25 protein-coding genes and 1 tRNA gene are annotated in these 22,366 nt (G+C 40.6%); 15 read left to right on the forward strand and 11 right to left on the reverse strand.

The annotated features are described in order from the left end of the window. Positions 1-91 precede the first annotated feature (91 nt). Positions 92-340: a MerR family DNA-binding protein gene (locus Q0017_RS07380; protein WP_298144744.1), complete on the forward strand. Its 249-nt coding sequence runs from the start codon at positions 92-94 to the stop codon at positions 338-340. Positions 341-381: 41 nt separating this feature from the next. Here Q0017_RS07380 and Q0017_RS07385 read toward each other — a convergent pair whose 3' ends face one another. The 8 genes from Q0017_RS07385 to glyA all read right to left on the reverse strand — a co-directional run bounded on the left by Q0017_RS07385 (position 382) and on the right by glyA (position 7,919). After that, positions 382-561: a hypothetical protein gene (locus Q0017_RS07385; protein ID WP_298144746.1), complete on the reverse strand. Its 180-nt coding sequence runs from the start codon at positions 559-561 to the stop codon at positions 382-384. 11 nt (positions 562-572) lie between these two features. Continuing rightward, positions 573-788 carry a hypothetical protein gene (locus Q0017_RS07390; protein ID WP_298144748.1) on the reverse strand — a complete coding sequence of 72 codons (216 nt, stop codon included), beginning with the start codon at positions 786-788 and terminating at the stop codon, positions 573-575. Positions 789-1,311: 523 nt separating this feature from the next. Continuing rightward, the gene (gene ahpF / locus Q0017_RS07395) at positions 1,312-2,877 is read right to left on the reverse strand and encodes an alkyl hydroperoxide reductase subunit F (RefSeq protein ID WP_298144750.1); all 1,566 of its coding nucleotides are present in this window, start codon (positions 2,875-2,877) and stop codon (positions 1,312-1,314) included. Between the two features lie 142 nt (positions 2,878-3,019). Then, positions 3,020-3,937 carry a hypothetical protein gene (locus tag Q0017_RS07400; protein ID WP_298144753.1) on the reverse strand — a complete coding sequence of 306 codons (918 nt, stop codon included), beginning with the start codon at positions 3,935-3,937 and terminating at the stop codon, positions 3,020-3,022. Between the two features lie 10 nt (positions 3,938-3,947). After that, positions 3,948-5,069, reverse strand: a complete 1,122-nt coding sequence (locus Q0017_RS07405; RefSeq protein WP_298144756.1) for a toxic anion resistance protein — start codon at positions 5,067-5,069, stop codon at positions 3,948-3,950. Positions 5,070-5,092: 23 nt separating this feature from the next. After that, positions 5,093-5,875: a tellurium resistance protein gene (locus Q0017_RS07410; RefSeq protein ID WP_298144759.1), complete on the reverse strand. Its 783-nt coding sequence runs from the start codon at positions 5,873-5,875 to the stop codon at positions 5,093-5,095. 264 nt (positions 5,876-6,139) lie between these two features. Then, the gene (gene rnk, locus Q0017_RS07415; protein WP_298144864.1) at positions 6,140-6,544 is read right to left on the reverse strand and encodes a nucleoside diphosphate kinase regulator; all 405 of its coding nucleotides are present in this window, start codon (positions 6,542-6,544) and stop codon (positions 6,140-6,142) included. 121 nt (positions 6,545-6,665) lie between these two features. Continuing rightward, positions 6,666-7,919, reverse strand: coding sequence for a serine hydroxymethyltransferase (glyA, locus tag Q0017_RS07420; protein ID WP_298144762.1), 1,254 nt, complete (start codon positions 7,917-7,919; stop codon positions 6,666-6,668). Between the two features lie 521 nt (positions 7,920-8,440). Here glyA and Q0017_RS07425 point away from each other — a divergent pair. The 3 genes from Q0017_RS07425 (at position 8,441) to Q0017_RS07435 (ending at position 9,971) form a co-directional block, all read left to right on the forward strand. Next, a complete protein-coding gene (locus Q0017_RS07425) occupies positions 8,441-8,596 on the forward strand; it encodes a hypothetical protein (protein ID WP_298144764.1) in 156 nt (51 codons plus the stop codon). Between the two features lie 66 nt (positions 8,597-8,662). Then, the gene (locus Q0017_RS07430) at positions 8,663-9,361 is read left to right on the forward strand and encodes a DUF3820 family protein (protein WP_298144767.1); all 699 of its coding nucleotides are present in this window, start codon (positions 8,663-8,665) and stop codon (positions 9,359-9,361) included. A gap of 259 nt (positions 9,362-9,620) precedes the next feature. Next, positions 9,621-9,971: a hypothetical protein gene (locus Q0017_RS07435; RefSeq protein WP_298144769.1), complete on the forward strand. Its 351-nt coding sequence runs from the start codon at positions 9,621-9,623 to the stop codon at positions 9,969-9,971. A gap of 282 nt (positions 9,972-10,253) precedes the next feature. Here the strand turns inward: Q0017_RS07435 and Q0017_RS07440 are convergent. Further along, positions 10,254-10,330 (reverse strand) — tRNA-Arg (locus Q0017_RS07440). A gap of 178 nt (positions 10,331-10,508) precedes the next feature. Here Q0017_RS07440 and Q0017_RS07445 point away from each other — a divergent pair. The 7 genes from Q0017_RS07445 (at position 10,509) to Q0017_RS07475 (ending at position 16,706) form a co-directional block, all read left to right on the forward strand. Beyond that, complete coding sequence (locus Q0017_RS07445; RefSeq protein WP_298144772.1) at positions 10,509-11,444, forward strand: ABC transporter ATP-binding protein; 936 nt, start codon at positions 10,509-10,511, stop codon at positions 11,442-11,444. Next, the gene (locus Q0017_RS07450) at positions 11,441-12,214 is read left to right on the forward strand and encodes an ABC transporter permease (protein WP_298144775.1); all 774 of its coding nucleotides are present in this window, start codon (positions 11,441-11,443) and stop codon (positions 12,212-12,214) included. The genes Q0017_RS07445 and Q0017_RS07450 overlap by 4 nt, the downstream gene beginning before the upstream one ends. Further along, the gene (gene queF / locus Q0017_RS07455) at positions 12,214-13,023 is read left to right on the forward strand and encodes an NADPH-dependent 7-cyano-7-deazaguanine reductase QueF (protein ID WP_298144778.1); all 810 of its coding nucleotides are present in this window, start codon (positions 12,214-12,216) and stop codon (positions 13,021-13,023) included. The genes Q0017_RS07450 and queF overlap by 1 nt, the downstream gene beginning before the upstream one ends. 23 nt (positions 13,024-13,046) lie before the next feature. Further along, a complete protein-coding gene (locus Q0017_RS07460) occupies positions 13,047-13,697 on the forward strand; it encodes a hypothetical protein (protein ID WP_298144781.1) in 651 nt (216 codons plus the stop codon). Between the two features lie 256 nt (positions 13,698-13,953). Further along, the gene (gene mltB / locus Q0017_RS07465) at positions 13,954-14,961 is read left to right on the forward strand and encodes a lytic murein transglycosylase B (protein WP_298144784.1); all 1,008 of its coding nucleotides are present in this window, start codon (positions 13,954-13,956) and stop codon (positions 14,959-14,961) included. A gap of 270 nt (positions 14,962-15,231) precedes the next feature. Further along, a complete protein-coding gene (locus Q0017_RS07470; protein ID WP_298144787.1) occupies positions 15,232-15,843 on the forward strand; it encodes a septal ring lytic transglycosylase RlpA family protein in 612 nt (203 codons plus the stop codon). 233 nt (positions 15,844-16,076) lie between these two features. Further along, entirely contained in the window at positions 16,077-16,706 is a 630-nt protein-coding gene (locus Q0017_RS07475) for a hypothetical protein (protein ID WP_298144790.1), read from the forward strand. Between the two features lie 62 nt (positions 16,707-16,768). Here the strand turns inward: Q0017_RS07475 and tsf are convergent, their stop codons facing one another. Then, positions 16,769-17,650, reverse strand: a complete 882-nt coding sequence (gene tsf, locus Q0017_RS07480; protein WP_298144793.1) for a translation elongation factor Ts — start codon at positions 17,648-17,650, stop codon at positions 16,769-16,771. 141 nt (positions 17,651-17,791) lie between these two features. After that, complete coding sequence (rpsB, locus tag Q0017_RS07485) at positions 17,792-18,541, reverse strand: 30S ribosomal protein S2 (protein ID WP_298144796.1); 750 nt, start codon at positions 18,539-18,541, stop codon at positions 17,792-17,794. Between the two features lie 212 nt (positions 18,542-18,753). Between rpsB and map the strand changes: the two genes are divergently transcribed. The 4 genes from map (at position 18,754) to Q0017_RS07505 (ending at position 22,219) form a co-directional block, all read left to right on the forward strand. Beyond that, the gene (gene map, locus Q0017_RS07490; protein ID WP_298144799.1) at positions 18,754-19,581 is read left to right on the forward strand and encodes a type I methionyl aminopeptidase; all 828 of its coding nucleotides are present in this window, start codon (positions 18,754-18,756) and stop codon (positions 19,579-19,581) included. A 157-nt stretch (positions 19,582-19,738) separates the two neighbouring features. Next, positions 19,739-20,950 carry an MFS transporter gene (locus Q0017_RS07495; protein WP_298144802.1) on the forward strand — a complete coding sequence of 404 codons (1,212 nt, stop codon included), beginning with the start codon at positions 19,739-19,741 and terminating at the stop codon, positions 20,948-20,950. Further along, positions 20,943-21,077 carry a hypothetical protein gene (locus Q0017_RS07500; protein ID WP_298144804.1) on the forward strand — a complete coding sequence of 45 codons (135 nt, stop codon included), beginning with the start codon at positions 20,943-20,945 and terminating at the stop codon, positions 21,075-21,077. Before Q0017_RS07495 ends, Q0017_RS07500 begins: the two co-directional genes overlap by 8 nt. 188 nt (positions 21,078-21,265) lie before the next feature. Next, positions 21,266-22,219: a TauD/TfdA family dioxygenase gene (locus Q0017_RS07505; RefSeq protein WP_298144806.1), complete on the forward strand. Its 954-nt coding sequence runs from the start codon at positions 21,266-21,268 to the stop codon at positions 22,217-22,219. The last annotated feature ends 147 nt before the right edge of the window (positions 22,220-22,366 follow it).

Consider the following 22,366-nt stretch of genomic DNA (forward strand, 5'->3'; position numbering starts at 1 on the left):
TTCGCAAGAGATCTAATGAATTTAATTGCTGGAATGGTGAATTGGATGCTCTTAAATTAACTTTCGCAAGAGATCTAGTATTAAACGTTTAATGTTTATTCAGCGTTGTCGGGCTTTAGATATGTCTTTACTCGAAATTCAAACTTTACTTGATCTAGAGCAGCAACCCAATGCCAATTGCAGTGCTGTAAATCAATTGATTCAGCAACATTTAATTGAATTGGATCAGAAGATCGTAGCACTCACTGCGCTACGCCAACACTTACAGCAGCTTAATCAAAGTTGCCAAGTACCCAATACCATTGACCATTGTCAAATTTTAAAAATCCTTGAGCAATAAAAAACCGAAGCATGCTTCGGTTTTAATTTGGTGATGCTGTATTAGCGAATACGTCCTTCTTGATTAGCATAACCGCTACAATTTGCCCCGCCACCTATAACAAAACCACGTTCTGCTTGGCAAGAACCAATCATTTTACCTTGAGAGTCATAGGTGGTTACAGTAGATGCACAACCTGTTAACGCCAATGCAGTGAATGCCAATAACATCATTTTTTTCATCATATTCCCCATTAATGTGTCGCCAACTGCACTTTGGCAGTGGGTGGTAAAGCTAAAAGTTCAAGTTGACCGTTGGATTTAATTTTGGCAAAACGTAGCTTGTCATTGTGCGCATAACCATAACAAGATGCAGCGCCTTGAATAGGTGTTAAAAAAGACGTTGCTTTACACGAACCCGTCACAGTGCCATGCTGATCATAGGTCACAACCTTTGCACTACACCCCATCAACAGAAGGCTCGTCGCCAAGATCAATATTTTATTTTTGAGCATAATTTCCCCAAATTGTGGCAAAAATGAAGGCTAACTTTGTTATCAATAATTAGCATTGTAATTGAATGTTATTTTTTGTAAAGATATTTTCAGGCGATTTACAATCAACAAGAAAACCACCTAATTCATTGTAATTTAATTTATTTTACTTATTAAACTGCTTCACATTTTTAGCAAAATTGGCGTTTAAATTGGCACATAATTCCGAGTTTCTTACTCGGTTGAATTAAAATTGAAAAGCTTTACAATAAAACCATATATTTTATATGCCTTTATAGAAATATGCATTTTCTCAGAGCTACAACAACAATAAATAGCCATTTACATAGTCTATTGGGGAAGACTGTTTAAGATGGCATAAAAAAAGGAACTTGGGTGTTAGCGTCCAAAGTTCCTATAAAAACAAGCAAATGACAATCATAAACTTGCGCATAGGTCAGTGTGTTTGGGGACACACTGACCTGATTTTATTGTTGGCTTATTGCCCAGATCGGATGATGTAATCAAATGCCGACAGTGATGCTTTAGCACCTTCACCTGTGGCAATGATGATTTGCTTGTACGGCACGGTGGTACAGTCACCTGCAGCAAATACACCTTTGACATTGGTTTCGTTGCGATCGTTAATCACAATCTCACCACGGTTTGAAAGTTCAACCGCTGTGTCTTTTAAGAAATCTGTATTTGGCAATAAACCAATTTGTACAAAGATCCCTGCCAATTCAACCGTGTGTTCCACATCAGTTGCACGGTCTTTGTATTTCAAGGCTGTGACTTGTGAACCATCACCTACCACTTCGGTAGATAAGGCATTTTTGATCACTGTGGTGTTGGGTAAGCTGTTTAACTTGTCTTGCAACACTTGGTCGGCACGTAGCTTGGTGTCAAATTCCACCAATGTGACATGCTCAACAATCCCTGCTAAGTCAATGGCAGCTTCCACACCTGAGTTACCGCCACCAATCACCGCAACACGTTTGCCTTTAAACAATGGACCATCACAGTGCGGGCAGTACGCTACACCACGCGTAGCATATTCTTTTTCACCCGGCACGTTCATTTGTCTCCAACGTGCACCGGTTGATAAAATCACGGTCTTAGATTCAAGCTTAGCACCATTTTCAAGTGTCACTTCAACCAAACCATTGGCGGTTTCAGACGCACCTTTGATGTCAGCAACACGTTGTAGGTTCATGATGTCTACACCATATTCACGAACATGTGCTTCCATTTCTGCGGCAAATTTTGGACCTTGGGTTTTTTGAATTGAGGTAAAGTTCTCAATGTCCAGGGTGTCCATCACTTGACCACCCATGCGCTCAGCCACAATACCGGTTTTAATGCCTTTACGTGCCGCATAAATGGCAGAGGTATTGCCCGCAGGGCCACCACCAATCACCAACACATCAAACGCGTCTTTGGCATTTAACTTGGCAGCATCTTTTTGTGCTGCATTGGTGTCAAGTTTTGCCACGATCTCTTCTAAAGTCATACGACCTTGACCAATGTGTTGACCATCTTGGAACACCATTGGAACGGCCATGATTTTGCGTTCTTCAACTTCGTCTTGGAAGAAAGCACCATCAATCATGGTGGCTGTTGCACCCGGATTGTAAATGGCAATCAGGTTTAAGGCTTGCACCACATCTGGACAGTTGTGGCAGCTTAAAGACACAAATACGTCAAAATTAGACTTCACACCGAGTTCTTTGATTGAAGTTAACACTTCATCAGAGACTTTTGGTGCATAACCTGAGGTTTGTAGCAATGCTAAGATCAATGACGTGAACTCATGGCCCATTGGCAAGCCTGCAAAGAATACACGCGGTTCTTCGCCTGCTTTTGCAATACCAAAGCTTGGGGCACGGCTATTTTTGCCATCAAAACGTGCAGTAACCAAATCAGACAATGCTGCAACTTCTTCAACCAATTCTTTGATTTTGGCAGATTTGTCTGAGTCGTTTAAAGTTGCCACCAATTCGATGGGACCTTCTAGGCGTTCTAAAAGGGCTTTTAATTGCGCTGAAGTATTTTGATCTAACATGGCTAACGTCTCCAAAGGAGTAAAATTATCTTTTCTTAATGCCATGATAAAAACAAATATAAGAAAGGTAAAACAGTTAGTTTTTATGAGTTTAATCGTTTTTTTAAATAAAAGTACACATCCTTGTGTCACTCAATTCATTTTAAGCAGTTAAGCGTTGTTCAATACGTTGCACACGACGTTTAAAATATTGTCCCAGTAACCAAAATAAAACACTTAATCCTAACCAAAGCCCTCCACTGATTATCAATAAGGTTGCAAGTTGTTGCTGACGTTGCTCGGCATGTGTCACTTCAGGCTGCAATGCCTGAGTCACTGGGGTCACAGTACGAGCGTAGAGCTGCTGTTGCATGCTCCATAATTGTTTAGGATCAAATCCATACTGATCAAAGCGAGGATCGTACTGCTCGGCGGTGACTAAATGTTGTAGATAAGGCTTGGCTGTGACTAAATCAGCAGGCTGTTGTAAAAGTGCCGTTTGTGCCAATAAATAAGCCTGAACAATACTTGGCGTTTGACTACCCTGTAGCTGCTGATAAATCTCACTGTCAGAAATTTGTTGAGAATAACTGGTTAAGCCTTGGTAAAACTCAGATTGATCTTGATTTAGATCATGTTGCACATAGGTCAAACCCGACCACAACAGCATAAATGCAAGTAACCAACCTACAAATTTCAGTACAAAAGATTGAAAGCGCACGTAAAAAAAGCGTAGTTTTTTTAACAGATACACCATAAAAAATGCACCCACAAATGACACACAGACTTTAAAAATTAGCCACGCAAACCAACCCAGTAAACTCATAAAGTAGTCTTGCTCGGTGTTAATCAAGCCAATATGCTCAGCACTGATTGGAATATGGAGCTGTTTTAATTCATGATACAGACCAAAAAAGCTGTAAACCAAATCATGCTGTAAAAAACTAGTGATAAACGTCGCAATCAACAAACTAGCTGCTGCTAAAAACAACCAATTAAAATGCCGTTGGCGTTTTTTTAAGGTTTTTATGCCACTTTTTAATTCATTTGGTGGCATCACCACAGGACCAATTTGGGTCAAGATCAGCCTCCTACGGTTTTTGCTGTAATTGTGGACTTGAATCACGCACTAAATGATCTAAATCCTGCTGCAGTTGACGCAAACGTGTACTGGCTTGTGCACGTTTTTCTAGCCCTTGCTTTTGAATCTCAATCACATCATTTACAGTTTTAATTAAGGTGGTCTGCACATGCTCTAAGGTGTCTATATCAATCACAGAACGTTGATTGGCACGTGCGGTATCGACTGAATTTTGATGCAATAACTCAGCGTTACGACGCAATAAGGCATTGGTTGCATCATCAATCGCATTGGCAAGTTGTACGCTATTTTTTTGTTCATTGAGTGAAATCGCCAAACTAATTTGGTTTTTCCATGCCGGTAAAGTAATGTTTTTAATGGCATAAAACTTATCCACCAACATTAAATTATTTGATTGGATAATTCGGATCATTGGCAAAGTTTGCATCGCAGATTGTTGCAAAATCTGTAAATCACTCACCCGTTTTTCTAAATTATTGGCCACATGATTTAAATCATAGAGCTGCTGCGTGGTTTGTGGATCACTCGGTGCTGTGGCAAGTGACGCAATGTTTTGCTGCAACTGTTGCTGCTTGAGCTGACCTGCCGCAATATACACACCAAGCTGTTTATACTCTTGCTGTACACCGCTAAACATCTGCTCTAAAGTTGCCACGCGTTGCTGCAAGCCATGTTGTGAGGTATCTACCTCTTTAACCAATTGATCAATTTGCGCTTTGGTGTCTTGAAAATTCTGCTCAAAACTTTGTTTAGCCGTTTTTACTTTGTCAAACAAGCCACCTAAAAAGCCACTACGTTTTTTGGGATGCAGTAAACTTGCAGTATTGAGCTGCTGCGCCACTTGAACGACTTGATTGAGCTTTTGTCCTGTTTCGTCTAAATCTTTATGATTGACCAAGCTCAACAATTCATCCGTATAGCTTGCTGTTTGAGTGGCAATATTTTTACCATATTCTGCCACACGATGCTGATCAATCTCATCAAGCTCGGCTGCTGCTTGCAACACGGCGTCAAAATCACTGGCTTGTAGACCTAGCTCACTTAAATTTAAACGCTGAAAATCCTGTTCGGTTGCGGTGACCACTGCAATTTTATGTTGAAAATCGGTCATACTTACCTCGAATGTGAAGAAGACTATGTGCTGTGCTCTAAAGCATGTTTTAAGGTTTTAATGAGGCGATTTCGACTCGTATCAAGGGCATCAAGCTGATGATTGTGTTGTGCTTGAGTCTGTTGCAGGTGATGTTTCCATGCCGGTAACAACACTTGTTCAGCTTCTAAAAAACGGTCTAACAATGTCAGCGATAATTGCTGTGACACATACATTTGCTGCATAGCAAGATCATTACTGGCTTGCAATGTTTCTAAGGTATTAATTTTTTTAGATAAACGTTGAGTAAATTGATCAAGCGGATGTTGCTGTTGAACAAACTTAGGATACTCAACCATAAACTCTTTGGCTGCTTTAATGTATTGCCCCATCTGTTCACGTAAGCCAGTTAATTGCCGATAACGCGCCTCAGATTTTTGTATTTCAATTTGTAATTGAGCACTTAAATCATGACTACGTGCAATCAGGCGCTCAAGCTGTTGATAATACCCGATCTGTTGAGAAGCATAATCTAAATCACTGCCCAACCAACGCTGCACGCGATTAAAGCGCTTAGGCTGCATGTATTTTTGAGCATCATTTAAAGCATGAATCAAGGCTTGAATACTGTGGCTAAAATCTTGGGTCAGTTTGGCATCAACCCCATTGAGTAACACAGCTTGTGCCTGCACCACACGCGCGGCATAGTGCTGCAATTGACTATGATCATGTAATAGCGGTACAAGTTCTTGCCGCTTAATCTGCAATCGCTGGTCATCATGACCTTGCATCTCAGACAACGGAGTCAATTGCTGTAAATATGCCATATCGACTTTAATCCCCAAACTGACTTACTGATATTACGCGATTGATGCCAATTGTGATGTTGCATTTTGCAATTTTAATGACCGACCCAAGTCCCCCCACCACTTCACTGTAACCTATTTAAAGCTATGATAATCGAGTCAGCTGAAGTGAAGCTGAAGATAAAAAAATAAAATGTAAGTGATGCAAGAAAAATTAAGTATGCAGCCTAGATGATGTAAAAGTGTAGTTCTACATCATCTTTTCAAAGGATTAACCTGAGATGCTTATAAAAAGTCGCCTTCACGCTCTGGCTGAAACAGAACTTTTTCAATTTTAACTTGCATCAAATGTCCATCAGGTTGTGGCCATTGAATGTGTTGCCCTTCGCTTAAACCTAAAATTGCAGCCCCAATCGGTGCTACAACATTAACCTGATTTTTCTCGCCTTTAAAGTCATGTGGATACACCAAAACCACTTCAGTTGGTTCAGCACTTTGACCAATGGTAATCAACACACGTGCATTCATACTCACCACATTAGCAGGTACATCTTGAGGATTGACCACAGTGGCACGCGCCAATTCATCTTCTAGATGCTGCATAGTGGGGGTGAGCTGTGGTTGGTGCTCTAACATGGTTTCTAAACGATTTAAATCTTGCTCAGAGATAATAATCTGCGGTTTTTGTATCATGTTTGTTCTCTTGTTATTTGGTCGTTGCTATGAGTTATAGCAGATAATTAAGCCAAAGAAAGACTTTGTTGGGTACATAAAAAAAGCCCCCTTGAGGGGGCTTTTCTCAAGTTGACACTTATTTTGCGTAAACTGGGAATTTAGCGCATACAGTTTCAACCTTCGCTTTCACCGCGTTGATTACAGCTTCGTCGCCTTTCGCATCTAAGATGTCAGCGATCCAACCTGCAAGCTCACGCACTTCAGCTTCACCAAAACCACGTGTTGTTACTGCTGGTGTACCAATACGGATACCAGAAGTGACAAACGGAGAACGTGGGTCGTTTGGTACAGAGTTTTTGTTTACAGTGATGTGTGCTGCACCTAACCAAGCATCCGCTTCTTTACCTGTGATGTCTTGTTTGATTAAAGACAATAAGAACAGGTGGTTTTTCGTACCGCCAGACACAACCTCATAACCGCGTTCAATTAGAACTTCAGCCATCGCTTGTGCATTTTTTACCACTTGTTGTTGGTAATCTTTGTATTCAGGTGCCATTGCTTCTTTAAAGCAAATTGCTTTTGCAGCAATTGCATGCACCAAAGGACCACCTTGGTTGCCTGGGAATACAGCAGATTGAAGTTTTTTCTCAATCTCTTCGTTGGCTTTTGCAAGGATTAAACCTGAACGTGGACCACGAAGTGTTTTGTGTGTGGTTGTTGTGGTTACGTCAGCAATTTGTACTGGGCTTGGGTAAACACCAGCTGCAACTAAACCTGCAACGTGAGCCATATCTACGAATAAATAAGCACCCACTTTATCAGCGATTTCGCGGAAACGGTTCCAATCTACAATTTGGCTGTAAGCTGAGAAACCCGCCACGATCATGCGTGGTTTGTGCTCAAGCGCTAAACGCTCAACTTCTTCGTAATCAATTTCGCCAGTTTCAGGGTTTAAACCATACTGAATTGCGTTATATGTTTTACCAGAGAAGCTTACTTTTGCACCATGCGTTAAGTGACCGCCATGCGCCAAGCTCATACCTAATACAGTATCACCTGGGTTTAAAAGCGCTAAATAAACAGCTGAGTTTGCTTGAGAACCAGCATGTGGCTGAACGTTAGCATAGTCAGCACCGAAAAGTTCTTTCGCACGGTCAATTGCTAATTGTTCGATCACGTCTACGTATTCGCAGCCGCCGTAGTAGCGTTTGCCTGGGTAGCCTTCCGCATATTTGTTAGTAAGTTTTGAACCTTGAGCTTCCATGACTGCAGGTGAGCAGTAGTTTTCTGAAGCGATCAATTCAATATGCGCTTCTTGACGCGCATCTTCTTGAGTGATTGCTTGAGCTAATTCAGGGTCAAATTGTGCAATTGAAGTATTGGCAAACATTAGCGAGGTCCTATTAAATTAGGGCTTTTAAGCCGTGCTAAGATTGGGGCGTATTGTAGCACGAAGTTTACAAATTTTGAGAATCAACTTTATCGAGTTTTACATAAAAATTGCGCATACTTTACAAAAAATAGGGAGTTTTGAGTAAAATCAACTTATTGAAAATGCTTTAAAGATTTTTGAGATGGGCTTAATTGCTGCATTTTTCTTTTAAACTTAATCTTAAGTCCCTTCTATGTTGGCTTTTTTATGTCTGATTATTGGTTTTATCTTAGGCTACACACTCCGTGGATCACCTGCTGCTCAACCCCAAGCCAAAATTAGAACACCCCCTATAGCCACTACCCAACAGCAACGCTCTGTATTTAAAAGCCATGCATCAAACTGACAGTCAACGGATTCGTGAATTAAACTGACTTTCGACCAATCAGAGCGTTTTTTTACGTTTACTCAAACAAACTTTTCCTGACTACGAAATTGCTATTAAGCAACAACGCTTCTTATTGTTAAATCAAGATCATATGCCATTAAGCTTTTTTGAATATCAAGATGGTATCCATCCCATTAAATTGGTGGACCAAGAAGATGGTATTCCTTTGCATTTGTATAAAGCTTTACTGTCAAGTGAAGCCTTAAAAGAAGATGCCCAAGCTTTAAAATTAAAATTTCAACGCTAAAAAGCCTTTATTGTTCAAGGTCTATCCTGTAGATTGCCCTTTTTACCTTTCACATGAGGATTGCATATGCACGCGATTATTCTCGATACAGAAACCCATACCTTAAATGGACAACCGATTGAGATTGCTTATGCACCGATTGAGTTAACACAAGGACAATTAAGCCTCGATAAAAGTCAAATTTTTGATCAGTTATACCAAGTGGATGAACCGATTTCTTATGCGGCAATGGCCGTGCATCATATTTTACAAAGTGATTTAGACTGTCAACCGCATTATTCAAGTTTTTCTTTACCTTCTGAAACCGTATATATGATCGGTCATAATATTGACTATGACTTACGTGCCATTGAAAAATGTGGTGTTGATACGCAACATATTAAAGCCATTTGCACTTTAGCTTTAGCACGTCGTGTGTGGCCGGACGCTGAAGCACATAATATATCGGCTTTAATTTATATGATCAGTCAAGGCAGTGCCAAAGCCCGCGACATGATTAAAAAAGCCCACCGTGCTGATATGGATATTATTTTAACCGCCAATATCCTCAATCAAATTATTCAAAAATTAAATCTACACAGTTTAGAAGAACTCTATGCTGCTTCTGAAGATGCCCGCATTCCACGCACATTAAACTTTGGTAAGCATAAAGGTAGCGCTTTGGCAGATTTACCTCAAGATTATGTGCAATGGTTATTACGTCAAAGCGATTTAGATCCGTATTTACGTAAAGCCTTAGAACAACAAGCCATTCAAACCCTATAAGCAATAGGCTTTAGGCAAGTTGACTTGTCTAAAGCAACTTCACCCTGAATTGATACTCTTTTTATGTGAGCTGATCTTTTTCTTATCTAAGATTTACACATGCTAAAAACAAAAATATTTGATTTATAAAAATTATTTTAAGGTTGTGTATACAATTTAACCTCAAATTATCATCACCCCCTAAAACTCTAGCACTTTGGTCGCAGGCTGCTGAATATTGCTTTTGCCTATAGTGGTGTTTTTACTAAGGCGAAGTACGATGTCACATTATTTTTTGTTTGACGCTTTTGATAATCCTGTGCATTTAAGCAAAGTCGGCAATTGGGTCATTACATTTTTAAGCCCAAAAGAACAACTCGACAGCATTCAATTGGCCATCACTTATGTATTGCCACGTCATTTAAGTGACGCCTTGCAAACGCGCCGCGTGATTCTCAATAGCACTGACAAAGCTGAGTGTTGGAATATTCAAAGTATTGAATGTTATGACAGCAACAGCCAACAAGAGCTGATCTTATCAAGTGATGAATCAGTGGCTCAAAGCGCTTTGCAACAAATTATTCAAGAATTTAGTAAATACGATGTTATGGTTGAGCTGATCAAGGCTTAAACCAAAAATTTAGGCATTAAAAAAGCCCGCGAAGCGGGCTCTGTGTTGGAAGGCTAGTGCTGGTTTTTTGTCTGAAGAGTTACCTAAAGTAACGCTTTATGACGCAACGAGCTGTCATTGATCCGTCCAACTTAGAAGTAGCGTCTTAACAACCTACTGTAAGTGCACTATAAAATGAGCTGATTTTTTTGGCAAGCACAGTTAACATTTGTGCAAAATATATACCACAAAAACTCAATTGTGTTTTGAGCCAACAAATAAAATACGTATTTATAATTAAAATGGTGCGCCCGGCGGGGATCGAACCCACGGCCTCAGGTTTCGGAAACCTGCACTCTATCCAACTGAGCTACGGACGCGCGGTGCACATCATACCAAAAAAACACATAAGGTAAAGCAACTATCTCAAAGTTATTGCTTTTGTGCCTATGCTTTAAACAATGTTCTGTATTTGCAATGCTAAATTCTGTGAGTATGGCTTGGCTTGGTGCGGCTTATCACTCACAATAGCGTTATTCTGTTGTATATGAGACTTTCATGACTGATGCTTTGACGTTAAGAGACTTATCCAAAACCTATCGTAATGGTTTTCAAGCCTTAAAAGGGATTAATCTTGATGTGCCTGAAGGTGAGTTTTATGCACTTTTGGGACCCAATGGTGCAGGTAAATCCACAACGATCAGCATTATTAGCTCGCTGACTAAAAAAACTTCCGGCACAGTTGAGATTTTTGGACATAACTTAGACACCCACCCTTCGCATGCTAAACAACACTTAGGGATTGTACCGCAAGAATTTAACTTTGGTCATTTTGAAAAGACCTTTGATATTTTAGTGACCCAAGCCGGCTACTACGGTATCCCTAAAAAAATTGCCGAACAACGTGCTGAGTTGTATTTAGAAAAATTAGGTCTTTGGGAAAAACGCCACACCCAAGCCCGTATGCTCTCAGGGGGCATGAAGCGTCGTTTGATGATTGCCCGTGCCATGATGCATGAACCAAAATTACTCATTTTGGATGAACCCACAGCAGGGGTTGATATTGAGCTGCGTCGTTCGATGTGGGATTTTTTAAATGAAGCCAACAGCCAAGGCACATCAATTATTTTGACCACACATTATTTAGAAGAAGCTGAAATGCTGTGTCGTCGTATTGCGATCATTGACCGTGGTGTGATTAAAGAAGACACCACCATGAAAAGCTTCTTGAATCAACTCAATGAAGAATCCTTTATTTTTGATTTAGCCGAAGCCATTACAGCACCACAACTTGAGATTATTGGGGTGAAATTTAATTTAATTGACCCTGTCACTTTAGAGGTGACCTTGGACAAAGCCCACAGCATGAATGATTTATTCCAATTGCTACAGGCACAAAATATTCAAGTCCGCAGTATGCGCAACAAATCTAATCGTTTAGAAGAGTTATTTGTCAAAATGGTGGAGAAAAACCTTGCTGAGGAGGCAAAATGAACTTTAACCAACTCAGTGTTGCTTTCTTAACTTTATTAAGAAAAGAAATCCGCCGTTTTATGCGTATTTGGCCGCAAACTTTGTTGCCACCTGCCATTACCATGAGCTTATATTTTGTGATCTTTGGTAATTTGGTCGGCTCACGTATTGGCGATATGGGCGGCTTTAGCTATATGCAGTTTATTGTGCCCGGCTTAATTATGATGGCCGTGATTACCAATAGTTATGCCAACGTTTCATCTAGCTTCTTTAGTGCCAAATTCCAAAAAAGCATTGAAGAATTGATTATGAGCCCTGTGCCTCTGCATCTTGTGCTATGGGGCTATGTGTTAGGTGGAGTATGCCGTGGCTTATTGGTTGCCATTATTGTCACCGCCATGAGCTTATTCTTTACTGACCTGTATATCACCAATTGGTTTGTGACGATTTATACGGTGTTAATTACCTCATTGCTGTTTGCTTTGGGTGGCTTTATTAATGCAGTCTATGCAAAATCATTTGATGATATTTCAATTATTCCAACCTTTGTGCTCACACCACTGACCTATTTAGGTGGTGTGTTTTATGCCATTAGTGCCCTTAGCCCATTTTGGCAAAATTTATCTTTAATTAACCCTGTGGTATATATGGTCAATGCCTTCCGTTTTGGCATTTTAGGCCACAGCGATGTCAATGTTGGTGTATCGCTTAGCGTGATTACACTATGTTGTGGCGCCTTATATGCAACAGCGTACCATTTACTTTCTCGTGGCTCAGGAATGCGTGAATAATGAGTGTAGAACAATCTCTTTTGGGTAAAGACACCCAATACCCAACCCAATATCAGCCCGATATTTTATTTCCAATTGCCCGTGAACCTGCACGTGAGAAATATGCGCAAGTGGCAGGCATTCGCCAAGGTAAAGATTGGTGGCATGTTTTTGAAATTTCTTGGTTAAATCCACATGGCGTACCGCAAGTGGCAATTGGTCGCTTAACGCTACCGGCGAACTCGCCTAATCTCATCGAATCAAAATCATTAAAGTTGTACTTTAATAGCATGAACTTTACTCACTTTGCGTCAAAAGAGGCTTTTCAGGCCACTGTGGAGCAAGATTTATCTCAAGCAGCAGGTGCAGCGGTTTGTATTGAATTGTTTCATGTCGATGAACTTCAGGTCTGTAAAGCTCAAGGGATCTATATTGATGAAAATACACCATCACGCTTAGAACAGCATCCTGATGCTGCACTCTTGGCTCTTGCTGATGATCAAGAAGTCGAAGAAACACTGTATTCACATTTATTGCGCAGTAATTGCCCAGTGACTGGTCAACCCGATTGGGGCACAGTGTTCATTCGCTATCAAGGCAAGAAAATTTGTCATGCAGGTTTGTTGGCTTATATTATTTCCTATCGTCAGCACAATGGCTTTCATGAGCAATGTGTTGAACAAATCTATGCCGATATTTGGCAAAACCTTAAGCCCAATAAACTGATGGTCTATGCAACTTATACGCGTCGTGGTGGTTTAGACATTAATCCATGTCGTGTTTCTGATGAAGATTGGTTAGTTAAACCCATTCGTTTATCACGTCAATAGACTCCGTTTTTAAAGGTGTTCACATGCCGCGTTTTGGTTTTACGCCATCAGTTGCATTGCTTAACAACATTCAATATGGCTTAAGAGTAAAAAACTCAGGTGAAGCCTTAGCTGAACTGCGCTATGAAACTGCTGTGTACTTATATACAGAATTGATTTTAAAGCTACTGCATGACTTAGTGGTACAATTACCCCAAAGCGCAGCACGTGACACTACGTTAAAATTGGCAGACTATATTCAAGCTAGTGTGGCGTTGATGCTCAAGCCTTTAGACACCGATGTAAGCCATAAAATTGCCAAAGCTTCAATTGAGTTTTATGGCAGAAGTCTATTTAAGAGTCAAACCAGTCAATATCAAGTCGGTTTGTTTTTAGATCCGCGTTTATATACCAATTTAGAACATAGCTTAAAAGCTGTACAGGCGGGTGAGCGCATTGATATTGCTGCGCTTACTGAAATCTACAAGCAAACTGCTGAAAGCTTGGTGGCTCACTTTATAACCGAATTTAGCCAAACCCTAAATTTTGATATGGTGCAGGCTAAAGCATGGGATACCGCAACTGGCAATTTGCTAAAAGCGATTTATATTGCGCTTGATCAAATCATGCCAAAGTTACATCGGCATGAACTTAAAATTTGGGCTGAGCATCATCTTCAACAACTACATGCTTAAATTCAAAAAAACCAGCTTCGGCTGGTTTTTTTAATGGATAAATCTATACGCTTTACAGAGGCTTTTTTTTGCTTTTAAATCACGTAGAATGCTTGATGTATCAAGTCATTGCTTGATTTTGTAAGCTTTTGTAGCAATTTTTGCTCTACGCATAGGCTACGATGCTATGTTAGTTATGCAACCGATTTCCTATGTCGCCTTTTGTCTAGATAAGTTGTTCATAGCATTATCTAGCAGTCAGTTTTTGGACTTTAACATGACGTTAAAACTTCGTTTCAATAAAAAAATACAACGCTTTGCTCTGATGACTTTGGCACTTTGTGGTAGTAGTTTTACCGTGCAAGCCAATGACTTTATCAGCCATCCTGAATATGCAAGTTTTAAACAAAAAACCATGCAAACTTATGGTTTAAGCGAACAGCAAATTGATCTTGCTATGAGTGGTTCGCGCAATCGTCCAAATATCATTGAAATTATGAACCGTCCAGGTGAGAGCAAACCTTGGTATAGCTACAAAACTAACTTTCTAGCCGAAGGCACAATTCAGCGTGGTGTGCTTTTTAAACAACAATATGCCGACACCCTAAATCGTGCTGAGCAGCAATTTGGCGTACCACAAGCGATTATTTTGGGCATTTTAGGTGTTGAGACAGGCTATGGCGCCAACAAGGGTAATTTAATGACCCGCGATGCCCTCGCGACTTTAGCCTTTGGTTATCCGCGTCGTGCGCCTTATTTCCAAGATGAATTGGCAGCATTACTCAACTTTAGTTATAAAGAAGGCATTACTGCAAGTTCAGTCCAAGGCTCTTATGCAGGTGCAATTGGCTACCCACAATTTATGCCAAGCAACATTCCTAAATTTGGCGTTGACTACGATGGCAATGGTCATATTGATTTACGCAATTCAGCAGTTGATGCCATTGGCTCGATTGCCAATTATTTGGCGCAACATGGTTGGCAGCGCAATCAGCCGGTTGCTTTTGCCGCACGCTATAGCGGTCAACATGCTAGCCAAATTATTGCTAAAGATTTAACCCAACCTAGCCCTTACGGCGTGCTCAATAGTCAAGGTGTTACGCCCTTAAATCCCTTAGTACGTATTGATCCATTGGACCTGGTCAATGTGATTGAACTGCAGGAAAATTATGGTCCAAGTTACTATATTACTTACCCTAATTTCCAAGTAATTACCACCTATAACAGAAGCCGCATGTATGCCACAGCTGTATGGCAATTAGGGATTGAAGTCGCTAGCCGCTAAGATCAATTTAAATCCAAACTAAAAAAGTCAACATTTTTTTAGCTACAAATGATTAATAAATATACATTTTAAATAAATTGTTACAATATTGTATATTTATTAATCAATAAAATAGCTTTTTCGTAATTTTTCCGGTTATTTTAGTATCAATACTAGACACTATGCTTGCCACATGAATATTATCATTTCCGTCAAATGTAGTTGCAAACATGAATTTATCAAAAACTTTGCCCGCCTCTACACTGGCAATTTTTTGATATAGGAGTTTTTATGCATTCATCAATTAAATATGTTTTAGCCTTAAGTAGTTTATTTGCCCTGAGTCAGTCGCAGGCTGATATGGTGCAATCATCATCATTAAAACAAGATGCTGATAACACGCGCCTTGCGGCACGCGTATTAAACAAAGAAGCACAAGATTTTAATCAGCACTTTTCTAACTTAAATAGTCTTTCAATCACTGAGCGTTCTGGCGACCAAGTTCGTCGTCAAACCATTGCTGCGAAAATCGAAATTCCAGCCGAAGAGCCTTCAGTGATTGAAAAACTAAATACTGTAGCATCTAATACAGTACGTAAGTTTAGCCAAACGGGTATGGCCTCTTGGTATGGTCGTCAATTTCATGGTCGTAAAACAGCCAGTGGTGAAACTTTTGACATGAATGCCATGACAGCAGCACACCGCAGCTTGCCATTAAACTGTTATATCCGTGTTACCAATAAAACCAATGGCAAGAGCGTTGTTGTAAAGGTCAATGACCGTGGTCCATTCCATGGCAACCGTGTGGTCGACTTATCTTATGGTGCTGCTAAGCGATTAGGGATTACCAATGCAGGCACAGCTAAAGTGAGTATTGAACGCGTGGCGGGTCCTAACTCTTAAGTGACGCACTACATTTGATAAAAGCCACATTCGTTGTGGCTTTTTTATTGTGATGCAGCATCAAGCGCTGTGAAGCTCTCAGTCGCTTGATGAGTCATATTAGCAGCTATGTACCTGCCTAAGCTTCAGGCATATACAATCCACAAAGCAAAGCGCTGATATAAAGTTTGCGTGTTGATGATTGATGTCAAAATCATCTATAGTAGTCACTGCCCCACCTGCTTTGTTTTGCTATGCACGAAAGTCAACTGTTACGCGATTTATTGATCTATGTCTTCCCTCAACTTCAACCGCAAGATTTCCCAAAGATTAACGTCGAAGAAAGTAGTGATGCTTGGTTTGAAACATGGCTGAATGAAAACTGCCTTGCCCATCAATATGTCATTGATTGCGACTATCAAGATTGGGCCAATAGCTTTGACTTACAACTGAATTTTCTACAAGTTGTCAAAAAACCCATTCCTATTGATTCAACCTTAGATGAAATCTACGATTTTTTTGAGCAATTTGAAGCTGAAGATTTTGAAGATGAGGATGCAGATTTAGAAGATGAAGATGCTTTGCATGGTCAAGATGAATTTTTAGAACCTTATTCACATTATTTTGAACCTAGTGATGATGTGCTTGAACCCACTGTAGTGATTGTTGAAAATCTGCTTAATTGTATTTTAAGCCATGGTTATCATGTGCTTGCAATTATGCATCCTTATAAATTTCAATTTATATTAAGCGATCAAAAATCGAGTGCTTTAAGTGATTTAAGCTTATTACTTGAAGATGCCTACTCACCACAACAGGTACGTTTATTTTTAACAGATGATTATAGTCATCACCAATTTGCACACTTAATTGGTAAACTCTAAAGCAAGATATAAAAAAAGCCCCACATTGTGGGGCTTTTTTTAACTTTTACCGAAGGTAAAAATTATTGTGCAGCAGCCGCAGCTTGAGCAGCAGCAACTTCATCAGCAAAGCTCATTTCAGCTTTCTTCTCAATGCCTTCACCTACTTCAAAGCGAACGAATTGAGCAACTGCAGTTGCAGTTTCTTTAAGTACGTCAGCAACTTTCTTGTCGTTGTCGATCACGTACATTTGGTTTACAAGCACAACTTCGTTTAAGTACTTTTGAACTGAACCTGTTACCATTTTTTCAACGATGTTTGCAGGCTTGCCAGATTCAAGCGCTTTCGCTTCAGCAATTTCTTTCTCTTTTGCGATAAGATCAGCAGATACGTCAGCTTCGTTTACAGCAACAGGGTTGAACGCAGCAACGTGCATTGCAATACCTTTACCAGTTGCAACATCACCTTCGTAAGATACAACAACACCGATTTTTAAACCGTGTTTGTAAACAGCAAGGTTTGCGCCTTCAACGATTGTTGCACGACGAACTTGGATGTTTTCACCGATTTTTTGAACAAGTGCAATACGCGCTTCTTCAACAGTTAAACCGTCTTCAAGTTTAAGTTCAGCAATTTGAGCTGCTTCAGTTACGTTTGCAGCTAATGCAGCAGCAGCAACTTTAGCTGAGAAACCAGCAAAGTTTTCGTCTTTAGCAACGAAGTCAGTTTGGCAGTTTACTTCTAAAAGAAGTGCTTTGTTACCTTCTTGAGCAATCGTGATCGCGCCGTCAGCTGCGATGTTACCCGCTTTTTTAGCTGCTTTTGCTTGACCTGATTTACGAAGGTTGTCAATTGCAAGCTCAACGTCGCCACCAGCTTCAGTTAACGCTTTTTTGCATTCCATCATTGCAAGGCCAGTACGGTCACGCAATTCTTTTACCATGCTTGCTGTAATTGCAGTCATGTGAATCTCCTAAATTCGGTAGAAATATATTCTTATTTGGAACAGAAACGGCCCAGAGGTTGTCTCATGGGCCGCCTGCATACATAACGCTTACTATGCCACCATCACATGTCGCAAAATGACAAGCTCGCGTCAAACGCATTAAGCCTCTGGAGCTTCTTTAACGTCTTCAGCTTTTGCTTGCGCATTTGCTTGAGTTTGAGCGTATTCTTTACCAGCAAGAATCGCATCAGCCATAGCAGAAGCATAAAGTGTTACTGCACGGATCGCATCATCGTTACCCGGAATTACGTAGTCTACGTTGTCTGGGTTAGAGTTTGTATCAACGATACCGATTACAGGAATACCTAAGTTTTTAGCTTCTTTGATTGCAATTGCTTCGTGATCAACATCGATTACGAATAATGCATCAGGTAAACCACCCATGTTTTTCACGCCGCCTAAAGCACGCTCAAGTTTTTCCATTTCACGGCTACGCTCTAAAGCTTCACGTTTAGTAAGCTTAGCGAAAGTACCGTCTTGTGCTTGAGTTTGAAGGTCTTTTAAGCGGTTGATTGATTGACGAAGAGTTTTCCAGTTCGTCAACATACCACCTAACCAACGGTGATCAACGTATGGTTGACCAGCACGTTGCGCTTGTTCACGGATGATTGCAGAAGCTGCACGTTTTGTACCAACAAACAAAACTTTGTTCTTTTTGCTTGCTAAGTTGTTAGCGAAGTTCAAAGCATCATTTAACGCAGGAACAGTGTGCTCAAGGTTGATGATGTGAATTTTGTTACGCGCGCCAAAGATGTAGTCGCGCATTTTTGGATTCCAAAAACGTGTTTGGTGACCGAAGTGAGCGCCTGCTTGAAGAAGGTCGCGCATGCTTACGTTGTAATCTGCCATTTTCTTTTACCTTAAAGATTTGGGTTAGGCCTCCATATATCCGCATTCTCCACCTTAAAAAAAGGCACCCAGAGAAATGTGTCGATATATGTGCGGATTTTAATGCCCCATCGCACAAAGCCCGTGAAATTTATTCACGAAAAAGCATTTGATAAAATGGGCGGCTATTTATACCATAGTCATATATAAATTTCCAAAAGTTTTTAAAGATCATGAACAGTACTTACCAAGCGCCACGTCGTTTAATCCGATCTGCTGAAGATATCGAAAAGATGCGTGTAGCAGGACAACTCGCCGCAGAAGTCTTGGATATGATCAAACCGCATATCGTTCCGGGTGTGACGACACTTGAACTTGATACGATTTGTCATGATTATATCGTGAAGCAACAAGACGCAATTCCTGCGTGCTTAGGCTATGGTGCAGCACCGGGTCGCCCAGCCTTTCAACACGTGATTTGTACTTCGGTCAACCATGTGGTGTGTCACGGGGTTCCATCCGACGCCAAGAAACTTAAAAAAGGCGATATTTTAAATATTGACGTGACTGTGATTAAAGACGGTTTCCACGGCGATACCAACATGATGTATGTGGTCGGCGGCGAAACGTCTATTTTAGCCAATCGTTTATGTACTGTGGCACAAGAAGCATTGTATCGTGGTATTGCGATGGTTAAACCGGGCGCGACGATTGGCGACATTGGTCATGCCATTCAGTTGTATGTTGAATCAGAGCGTTTTAGCGTGGTACGTGAGTACTGTGGTCACGGTATTGGTGATGTGTTCCATGACGAGCCACAAGTATTACACTATGGTCAACCCAATTCAGGCATGATTTTAGAAGAAGGCATGACCTTTACCATTGAGCCTATGGTCAATGCCGGTGATTGGAAAACCAAACTACTTGGCGATAAATGGACGGTGGTTACCAAAGATCATAGCTTATCGGCACAGTATGAACATACTTTGTTAGTCACTAAACACGGTGTTGAAGTGCTTACCGCTCGCCCTGAAGAAGATTTATCACGCTTTAGCGCTTAATGCGTTATAACGATAAGAGACCACATTGATGTGGTCTTTTTTTATGCTTTAATGCCCCATTGATAACCAAAAATAATAGATCAGTTGAACTTAATTTTATCGTTGTGCTGTGCTGAATCGTCTACCATAGTTTTAGCCAACATAATGAGGATGTTGTATGTCAGATACACGATTTTCAAACGCTTTAATTTATATGCTGATTGGCAGTGCAATTATTTTGGCACTGTCTTTGGGGGTACGTCATGCCTTTGGCTTGTATTTAGTGCCTATGAGCCATGAGTTTGGTTGGGGACACAATGTTTTTAGCCTTGCCATTGCCTTACAAAACTTAATTTGGGGCGCAGTACAACCCATTACCGGTGCCTTTGCCGATAAATATGGCTCTAAGGTCGTGGTGATGGTAGGTGGCGTGCTCTACGCTTTAGGCTTGAGCCTGATGGCTATGAGCTCAACCGGTTTACTACTCAATTTAAGTGCTGGTTTAATTTTAGGCTTAGCGTTATCGGCCACCTCATTTCCTGTATTGCTCTCAGCCGTGGGGCGCGCTGCTCACCCATCTAAACGTAGTCTTGCGATGGGGATTGCCAGTGCCGCAGGTTCGTTTGGGCAATTTATTATGTTGCCAACCACTTTATTGTTATTACAAAATTTTGGTTGGAAAAGTGCATTACTCATCAGCGCTATTTTGGTGGTGCTCTTAGTACCCTTGGCTTGGACGTTAAAAGCGCCAATGTATGTCGATCCCAATGCACAACCAAGCAACAAGCCTGCGTTGTCATTTAAACAAATTTTAGTCATTGCTAAAAACCATAAACCCTTTTGGTTTTTATCTTTAGGCTTTTTTGTGTGTGGCTTTCAGGTAGTGTTTATTGGCATTCATTTACCCGGTTATCTCATTGATCATGGCTTTAATGCCACTACAGGCACTGTATTCTTAGCATTGGTGGGTTTATTTAATATTGTAGGCACCTATACCGCAGGTTGGTTAGGTGGCAAGTACTCTAAAGCACATTTATTGATGGGCTTATATGGTTTACGTGGTGTCGCCATGATTTTATTTTTAATGCTGCCCCTCACCACCTATAGCGTTTACGCATTTGGCGTGGTCATGGGCTTGCTATGGCTATCTACCGTACCGCTCACCAATGGCATTGTGGCCAATATGTTTGGAGTTAAATATCTCACCATGCTCAGTGGATTGGTGTTTTTTACACATCAAGTGGGCTCGTTTTTAGGTGGATGGCTTGGCGGTTTAAACCATGACATGACTGGCAATTACAATGTAGTATGGACCTTGTCGATTTTACTGAGTATCTTTGGTGTATTGGTACATTTTTTAGTCAATGAAAAGGCGGTGGTCCATGACTGAACTTTCTTGGTCGTTTAAATTGGTATTCGGCTTGATGCTGCTGTTACTCTTGGCACTTTCCATTGCTTTGTGGCTTAATACCCCAAACTTGTTTGAGTACTTTAATCAAGCATTTTGCGCACACTAAATGATTTTATTCAACATCACATACAGCAGAAAATTGACTTTATATAACACACAATACTAAAAGCTAAAAAAACAATGCTTTAAGTTATTTTCTGCTATTTTTCATAAACTTATCAATTTTTATTGATTGATGCTGTTGAAAACACCTTTTAGTCTTGGCCTATCAAAATAAATAGATAAGCTATTAAAATGACCACTCTTACACCACTTTCTCAAGCCATTCATGATGCGCCACGTTGGCATCTACCACAACAATTACAAAATGATGCTGAGGTTAAAATCCGCCCGATTCAAGGCGCGCTTGGTGCAGAAGTTTGGGGTTTAGATGCGGCAAAAGCGCAAAGTGGACACACCATTTACCGTTTAAAACAAGCCCTCGCCAAACATTTAATTTTAGTATTTAAAGGGCAAGTATTAGACGACGCGCAGTACTTAGCATTTGCCAGTTATTTTGGCGCGATCTTCCGCCCTACATCCGACAACCCCGTGTTGGCCTATCAAGCTGATACCGGTACACCACCCGATGTAGTCCCTGTGTCAAATGCTGTGGGTCAAGGTGATTATACTGGTCATGGTGAACTTGCTGCCCATGCTGATCATCAATGGACACCGCAACCGTCTTTTGGTTCACTGCTCTATGCCGTTGAATTACCAAAAGATGGTGGCCAAACCTTATGGTATAACACCATTAAAGCGTACGAAGCCTTAGATCCCAATACCCAAGCACAAATTAATACCTTACAGCTGATTACCTATAATCCATTTGTACGTGCCAACAGCAATAAAGGGCAAAATGGTTATAGCAATACGCCTTTATATCGTTTTAAGCAGCAACCCATCATTGGTCATGGCTATGCACACCCATTGGTACGTATCCACCCTGAAACCGGCCGTAAAGCATTGTGGCTGAGTGAACGCTCTGAAGTAGAGTTAATTGATTATGAAGATCAATCCGGTAGTGAATTGATTGCTAAATTACGCGCCCATTTACTTCAACCTGAATTTCGTTACGAACATCATTGGCAGCAAGGTGATATTGTGTTTTGGGACAATCAAGCCACTTTGCATTCACGTAAATCTTTTCCAAGTGAGCAACGTCGTTTGCTCAAGCGCATTAGCCTTGCAGGTGGTCGTCCGTTTTAATCTGCTTTATCACCCACATAAAACTGGGGCTTGCAGAGTATAAGTAAGTCTTTGACATGGTCTTTTTCTTATTTGTCATATGATTTAGATGCTTTTCAATTATATTGTGGAATTTTATGCTGTAGCCTCGGTCTGCTCAGCATGTCA

The sequence above is a fragment of the uncultured Acinetobacter sp. genome (genome assembly GCF_947624825.1).
GTDB lineage: Bacteria > Pseudomonadota > Gammaproteobacteria > Pseudomonadales > Moraxellaceae > Acinetobacter.